The sequence below is a fragment of the Streptodolium elevatio genome (genome assembly GCF_040649515.1).
Taxonomy (GTDB): Bacteria; Actinomycetota; Actinomycetes; order Streptomycetales; family Streptomycetaceae; genus Yinghuangia; species Yinghuangia elevatio.
Map to the genome: position 1 here is coordinate 1 of NZ_JBEZFP010000256.1, position 4,118 is coordinate 4,118.

The window sequence follows — 4,118 nt, forward strand, 5'->3', positions numbered from 1 at the left end:
GGAAGGCACGGCGGGAGACTGGGCGACGGCCCCGGTACGCGGTGCGTACGGGGGCCGTCGTTCGCGTCGGGGCTGTCCCCGCTCGGGCCCCGGCCCCGAGCGGGGGAACCCCGGCGCAGGCGGCCCGGTCGAGGCGTGTGCGCGCCTCGACCGGGGCGAAAGGCCGTGGAGGGTCCGCCGCGGCGGGAGTGCCCCCGAGTCGACGCTGTCGACCGCGTCGCCGGTGCTGCCGGTGGACATCGGGGGGCACTCCCTTCTTCGTTCCCTGGCCGCGTTCCCTGGCTGCATTCTCTGGCCGCGTTCTCTGGCATCGTTCCCTGGCGTCGTTCTCGGCCCGCTCCGCCGGCGTGCTCCGCTCACTTGCCGCGCCGACCGGTGCGCCGCCTGGTGCGCCGACGTGCTGTCTGTTGCGTCCCGGCGGGGGACGCCGACCGCCGCGGGGTGCGCGAGACGGATGCGACCGGTGGGGCGGACGAACGGTGCGCGGTGAATCGGAGTGGCCGCCGGGCGCCGGGCGCCGTGGCGATACTCATCCATGAGTGAATCCGCGGTTCCACATGAATGTCAACCCTGGATATCCCGGTTAATTGCGGCACCGGGAATCCGCGTATTGTCGGCGCACTAAAAGCCCCGGGCGGTGACACGTGTCGTAAAGATCAACATGTCATCAGGCATTGACTTCCTATTGGATAATCCGCTATAAAAGCATCGCACCCTCGCGGCCCGCAGTATGCCGTGCATTATGCCGTGCGGCGCCCGGCCGGCCGGTTCCTTTGCGGGACGCGGACCATCCGGCGGACCGCGTACGAAGCGCCGTGCGGACCACCCGGAGCTGGTGACACGTGATACCAAGATCTCTTGTCATCGGGCATTGACATCGGCCCGGAATTCCGCATGGATACGGTGGCCGATTCTTCTTATCGCCCACTAGGAGCGCAGTGTTCGCGTCGTTCTCACGGCCAAGGCTGCACAGGGGGCGCCTGACGTCCGCGACGACCGCCGGGGTTCTGGTGGCGGCCGGGGCCGGCCTGGTGCTCGCCGCCCCGCCCGCGGGTGCGGTGCCCGTCCCGTACACGGCGAAGTGCGTCGACCCGACGGCGCCGGCCCGGGTCGTCCCGGACGCCCCGCTCGACGTCGAGATCACGGTCAGGCCGGCGAAGTCCACGTACCGGGTCGGCGACGAGGTCACAGTGACCTGGGTGTGGAAGACGTACCCCAAGGTCCCGAACGACACGACGCCCGCTTCGACGCCGGCCACCTCGTCACCGACCACCTCGCCCAGCACCGCCCCCTCCCCCGTACCGGCCGTGGTGCCGGCCGACTCGACACTGCCGAAGGGTCAGATCGTCGTCGGCGGCGCGCAGGCCGGGACCGTCGCCGTGGCGGGCGAGCGCAAGAACCCCGAGGCGGTCGCCGGATCCGCGCTCAAGGTCGCCGACATGACCGGGACGCTCAGGCTGACCGCCGCCGGGCAAGTAAGCCTCGCGCCCGGCGACTTCGCGCGGTTCACCAGGACCGGCCCCGTCGACGCCGAGACGCGCTGCACGCCGGCCTCGCCGGTGGCGGTGTCCACCGTGCTCACCGTCGAGGACGACGCACCGGCCGCGCCGCCGGCCGCGGCAACCGCCGAACCGACGCTGGCGGCCGACCTCACCGCGGTCGCGGCGGGCGGACTTGTCACCCTCAACGGCACCGACTGGCCCGCCGGGACTCCCGAGGTCTCGCTGTGCCAGGCGGACGGCGGCGGCTGCAGCGCCACCGGCATCGCCGCGAACACCGTGGCCGTCGCCGACGGCCGCCTCACCGGCACCGCCACCCTCGACCCGGCGGCGGCGCCCGGGAGTTACGCCCTCAGGGTCAAGGTCGGCACCGCGCAGAAGACGGTGCCCGTCGCCGTGCGGGCGGTGGCCCGTACGGTCACCGCGGCGCCCGCCGCCGGCCCGGTCGGGACGGTCGTCAAACTGGCGGGCGCGGGCTTCACCGCGGGCCGCTCCGTCGCCGTCCGGGCGCTGGCCGGCGACGGCCGCGAGCTCGACGGCGGCATCGACGTGCCGGTCGGCCCGGACGGCACGTTCACCGCGGACCTCCCGGTCACCGACCCGGCGACGACGGCGATCCGGGTGCGCGAGGGATCCGGCGACGGCGGCACGGCGACCGCGGCGTTCACGGTCACCCCGGGCCCCGGACCGGGGCCGGAGCCGGGCACGCCCGAGGCGGGAACCCTGTCGATGACGCAGACCGGGACCGCCGTCGACTTCGGCGGCGCGACGCTCGACGGCACCGCCAAGACCCTTGAGGCGTCGCTCAACCAGCTCACCGTGAACGACACCCGGAGCGGCGGAATGGGTTGGTCGCTCACCGGCACGATGACCGACCTGGCACACGCGCGCGGGATGGCGGCGATTCCGGCCGGCAACGTCTCCTGGGTGCCCAACTGTGCGGCGCTGCCCGGGAGTCCGAGCCAGGTGACGTCGGGCGCCGCCGGACCGCTGAGCAGCACCGCCGCCGCGGCGCTGTGCACGCAGTCGCCGGGAGCCCCGGGCGGCGCGTCGGGCGGCACCTTCACCGCGGACGCCCGACTCGCGCTCACCACACCGGAGTTCACCGCGGCGGGCACGTACTCCGGCACCCTCACGCTCACCTTGGTCTGACCTCGGACGGCAGGCGTTCCCCGCATGGCCCGCGCCCACCGTCATCCCCCGGAGCCCGGCCCCGCGTCCCCACCGCGGAGGCCGGGCTCCGCCAGTTCCGCCCACACCGTCTTGCCGGGCGCCCCGCGCCCGGCGCGGCCTCGCGGGCCGGAGTGCACCAACACGCCCCACTCCCGGGCGAGTCTGCGGACGATGTGCAGGCCGTGCCCGCCGGCGCGCGGCCCCTCGAACGGGCTGCGCGGCTCCGGCACGCGGTCGCTGCGGTCGTCGACCTCGACGCGGACCACGCCGTCCAGCCGCACGAGGCGCAGCTCGACCGGGCCGCCGCCGTGCAGGCAGGCGTTGGTGACCAGTTCCACGGCGACGAGCAGGATGTCGTCGGCGGCGAGCTCGGTGGCCTGGTCGGGTGCGGGGAGCCAGCCGTACGCCTGCATCGCGGTCCGCAGGAAGGTCCGCGCCCGCGCCACCGCCCCGGACGCGGTCGTGAACGGCAGCCGGCGCACCTGCGGTCGGGGGCCGCGGTCCCGCGCGTCCCCGCCGCCGGAGGTACGCGACCGCATGGCGCTCATCAAGGGGTCCACTTCGCTCGGGGTGGTGCGGGGGATAGTGCCCGTTCCGCGGCGCCGGACACCACCGGGCCGGGCGGATCTGCCCCGCGCCCGCCCGGTCCCCGGCGCCGCACCGCGCAGCGTACGGGGCCCGGGGTTCTACCCGCGCAGAACGGATGCCGCAGGTCAGCGCACGGAGGCCGGTCGCACGAACGCATTGCGGCATGATCTCCGCGCGCGCCATGCTAGGTGGCCCGGACCCATCGGAGCGCCGCGGCACCGGTGGGGATGCACGTCCGCACGCCCGAAAACCCCCGGCGGGACGGTCCCGCCCGACTCCGACCGCCCGTTCGCCCGTCGTGCGAGGACCTTCATGACTGTCGACCAGCGGGCCCGGCACCGCACGGCCCGCCTCAGCGCGGCCCCCGCGGCCATTCCGCAGGCGCGCAGGCTCCTCACCGAGGCGCTTGCGGACTGGGGCGTGTCCCCGGGCACGGACCTGGCCTACGACCTGCGCCTGATCGTCTCCGAACTCGCCGCCAACTCGGTGCGGAACGCCGACCGGCTCTCGCCGGTCTTCACCCTCACGATGGTGCTCGGCGACGGGCACATCGGGGTCGGCGTGCACGACGCCGACCCGCGGCCGCCGGCCCGCCCCGGCGACGGCCTCGGCGTCGTCCACGAGGTCATCACCGAGGCGCACGGGATCACCGAGGTGCAGTCGACCGAGGACGGCGGCAAGACGATGTGGGTCGTCCTCCCGCTGGACGGCCGCGGGGGCTGCTGAGCGGAGCGTCCGCCCGCGCACACGACGAGGCTCCGGCCGCAGAACGGAAGAGCGTCGAGTAGGCAAAGAGTGATCCAGATTCCGTCTAGATCACGGAGCTCGCCGTCTCATTAAAATGGCGGCGGGGCTGCG

General features: G+C 74.3%; 3 protein-coding genes. 2 read left to right on the forward strand and 1 reads right to left on the reverse strand.

The window, feature by feature from the left end; translation table 11 throughout:
- The first annotated feature begins 1,010 nt into the window (after positions 1-1,010).
- Positions 1,011-2,651, forward strand: a complete 1,641-nt coding sequence (locus tag AB0C36_RS42625; RefSeq protein WP_358365055.1) for a hypothetical protein — start codon at positions 1,011-1,013, stop codon at positions 2,649-2,651.
- Positions 2,652-2,692: 41 nt separating this feature from the next.
- Here the strand turns inward: AB0C36_RS42625 and AB0C36_RS42630 are convergent, their stop codons facing one another.
- Positions 2,693-3,220, reverse strand: a complete 528-nt coding sequence (locus AB0C36_RS42630; RefSeq protein WP_358365058.1) for an ATP-binding protein — start codon at positions 3,218-3,220, stop codon at positions 2,693-2,695.
- 352 nt (positions 3,221-3,572) lie between these two features.
- Between AB0C36_RS42630 and AB0C36_RS42635 the strand changes: the two genes are divergently transcribed.
- Complete coding sequence (locus AB0C36_RS42635; protein ID WP_358365060.1) at positions 3,573-3,986, forward strand: ATP-binding protein; 414 nt, start codon at positions 3,573-3,575, stop codon at positions 3,984-3,986.
- Positions 3,987-4,118: the final 132 nt, after the last annotated feature.

Coding starts and splice junctions, on each gene's coding strand:
- AB0C36_RS42630 (WP_358365058.1), bottom strand. CDS start 3,220: ATGAGCGCCATGCGGTCGCGTACCTCCGGCGGCGGGGACGCGCGGGAC.
- AB0C36_RS42635 (WP_358365060.1), top strand. CDS start 3,573: ATGACTGTCGACCAGCGGGCCCGGCACCGCACGGCCCGCCTCAGCGCG.